Origin of the sequence: Aquiflexum sp. TKW24L, from assembly GCF_023502205.1 — a bacterium.
Taxonomy (GTDB): domain Bacteria; phylum Bacteroidota; class Bacteroidia; order Cytophagales; family Cyclobacteriaceae; genus Cognataquiflexum.
The window spans coordinates 1-3220 of the sequence record NZ_JAMFLG010000076.1; the positions used below are offsets into that span (position 1 = coordinate 1).

Sequence of the window (3220 nt, forward strand, 5' to 3'; positions counted from 1 at the left end):
TCTACTAAATAAAAGGGTAGGGGCGAGCGTAAAGAATAGCTTTGATGAAGCTATTTAGCGAGTAGCCAGAATGCAGCACAGACAATGTACACCTAGCGGTTAGCCCTAGGTGAGGGCACGCAAACTATACCTAAAGAAACGTCATTCTACTCCCTGCGGGGGTGTGGCCTTTTGAAAAATATCAACCAACATTGATACAAATGCCCAAAAGACGACCATATATTGAGTTTATTACTGTCCTGCCTACAATTGCCAATAGGAGTTGTGGCGAGTTCGGTTTCGACTGTTATAGTCAGCCTAAAGGTTGTCGAATTTCAACTAAACTTAACTCGATATTCTTGAACAAAGCATCACCTGTATTGGTCACTGGCGCCGCTCAAAGAATTCAAGAACAAAACATCTTCTTAAACTTCGTTAATCTCTTTTGCAGCACGGGCACCTGATTCAATCGCACCCTCCATACTGGCGGAATATATGGAAGTATGTTCCCCAGCAAAATGTATACGGCCTTCAGGACGGATGATTTCAGGCAGCCATGATGTAATCTGGCCGGGAAGAAACAACGAGTAGGCTCCAAGGGCATAAGGGTCAAGCTGCCAGCTCTTTGAAATCCCACCCTCATAGTAGTCGAAAACAGTAGGGTGAACTTTGTTCATTTGTTCAAGTGCGAATTTTAGCCTATTGTCATTCGACATCTTGTCAAGTTGGATTGCATCTTGGCCGCGTGCATGACCTTCAAGAATGGCCCGATCTCCTTCTCTTCCTGTTTTGATCATAGGGTGCTTTTGTACTTGCCCAATGGTCAGATCTGTCATGGCTGAACCATTCTCTCCATTGCCTTCCCAAAACCTCTCTTTTACTTCCAGAAAAACGCGGGTTGTTGGCGCATAAGAGAGATTAGCAATGATGTCCTTTTTGGGGGGTGATAATGAAGGCGAAATATTTATGTTTTTCAATACCGTAAAAGGAATAGTGCATACCACACGATCTGCACGAATGCTTTCCTGCTTTCCAGCTATGCTAACCATTACTTCTACGCTGTTGGGGTCATTTTTTATGCTCACCACTTCAGCGCCAAACCGAATCCGTTCTCCTAATCTGACCGCAAATGCTGTCGATAAATTGTCAACCCCGCCCGGGAAGCTGTAAACATTTTTACTTCCCGCTCCCTGTAATACTGGCAATAAATTCCTGGCAGCAGAGGCTCGTGCTTCGCGATCGGCATACCAGGTAGTGACCCGGATAATTTCTTGTGCCCCTTCAGAGGCGCCGCTTTCTGCCAAAACCTGCTGCAATGTTTTATTGTCCATTGATCGTGCCCAGTCATACAGTGAATTTGAAAGGGAAGTATCCTTCACGCCATTAAGTAAGGGCTGGATGTACCTGTCGGTGAGGCTACCCTCACGCTCTTCGGGTTTGAGATCATATGGCCAATCTATTTTTCCGTTTGCTGGAACGATCCGCCTGCCCCGCAGGTGATAGACCGTATTTCCACCCGTGTTTCGTATCACAGGGGTGCTCAGTGATTCATAAGGAATGTTGAAAAGCTTGACATAATGGAGAAGGTTAAAATAATTATCGTTAAAACTCATACCACCTGCCTCAGCTGTCAATCCTGAAGTAAAACCTTCGCGTAGTGTTAGCACCCGACCACCAGACCGGTTTCTCGCTTCCACCACGATCACCTCATGTCCGGCTTGTACGAGTTCCCATGCCGCAGTTAAACCAGCAAGGCCTGCACCAAGGACAATCACTTTCTTCTTTGTTTTTTGACCAGATGCAGCCAAACCAATTGGCAACAAAAGGCCTGTCGCGGCAGAAGTCGATTTTTTTAAAAAGTTTCTACGATTCATTGAATCACTTTTTATGGCTATTTGATTTTCTAAATGTCAACAAATAATACCACAATTTCATATGCTTTATTAGAAACGTCAGGTTGCAATTGCCTGCTGTAAAGCTTATTGCTTTTTTATTTTCTCAATCGTATAATTTTCTTCATACATCCCTGATGAATAGGTTGGCCAATTAGCCACATCAAAAATGTGTCAGTCTACTTTTACCAATATTCTCTTTGTTGTTTTCTTATCACCAATAGTCAACGTATCACCATGTAGCATAAACTGCCTTGGCTGGTCTGTGTCAATATACCATAGTAATGAGCCACCTTTTACATAATGTGTCACAATAGACTTTTTCCAATCAACAGTATATGTCCCAAAGTAGCTAAATGCATTGCTATAATAGTTTTCAAAATAATTTACGTTTGTGCTTTTTGCTGAATCCTCCGAAACTATGATTGGTTTGTCGGTTGAAATATTTATACTGACAACCCCACTTTTTGTATAAATAAAGTAGCCTCTAGGTTGTAGACCATATCGGTCCATCCATTTGCCTGTAAGCGAGTCAAAGTCTGAATATTCTATTATTCTCCAGGTACCAACTAGTTTATCTAATTGAGAATCAGACCCTTTGGACACACTTGATTTTGGGCTATTCTGCCCAAACGAAGTAGGTGACAAAGCCAATAAAAGGATAAATAGAATAAATGCCTTGTTCATTTGTCAAAATTTAAAATTATAGATGTAAGTTCTTTGAATCCCTTGCCGTCATTGTCTGCTGGTCGTCCACAACAACAATTTTTTTTCAGTCCTTTTGCTTTTCCAGTAAAGGTTAATTAATTCAGCATTTACGGCTTTTTTGGCATTAGTCCGAGATTGTTTAAAGTTTTGCAGCAGCTCTTGCCAGTCGCAAAAGTCCCAATGATAAAAAGACATATAGAAACAAATAGAAAGAAAAGGGATGGCCTATATTTCATATTATAAAATTACCATAAAGACAGAAATTAAATATCCGACTTGGAAGCCGGATTTCCAATTCTCCAACCATTTGTATTAAGTACTCAGACGCCTTTTTACCTTATTACCTTTCCTTCCCAACCTTTCACCTTCAACCTCTCACCCCTTGTGGCATTGCTTACTTATAACAGAGTTTCCACTACCTTTCCCCTATACTTCCCCTAACCTCTAGTACACCTTCCCCTACCAATACTCCGTGTCTGTCCTAGGGATACTCCGTGTCTGAGGTAAGGATACTCCGTGTCTGGGTTACCTTTGAGCTACATATGGGTTCACTATAATGTGCCCTTGAGCTTTGGGAGAATCTATAATCTTACGCTCTCGTTTCTCGTTCCTCGCTTCTTTTTCTAATTATGAGATGCTTC

2 protein-coding genes are annotated in these 3220 nt (G+C 41.9%); both read right to left on the reverse strand.

What is annotated here, in order from left to right; all coding sequences use genetic code 11:
- Nucleotides 1-404: 404 nt before the first annotated feature.
- Nucleotides 405-1853 carry a flavin monoamine oxidase family protein gene (locus M3O96_RS21795; protein WP_249725376.1) on the reverse strand — a complete coding sequence of 483 codons (1449 nt, stop codon included), beginning with the start codon at nt 1851-1853 and terminating at the stop codon, nt 405-407.
- A gap of 192 nt (nt 1854-2045) precedes the next feature.
- Complete coding sequence (locus M3O96_RS21800) at nt 2046-2558, reverse strand: lipocalin-like domain-containing protein (RefSeq protein ID WP_249725384.1); 513 nt, start codon at nt 2556-2558, stop codon at nt 2046-2048.
- Nucleotides 2559-3220: the final 662 nt, after the last annotated feature.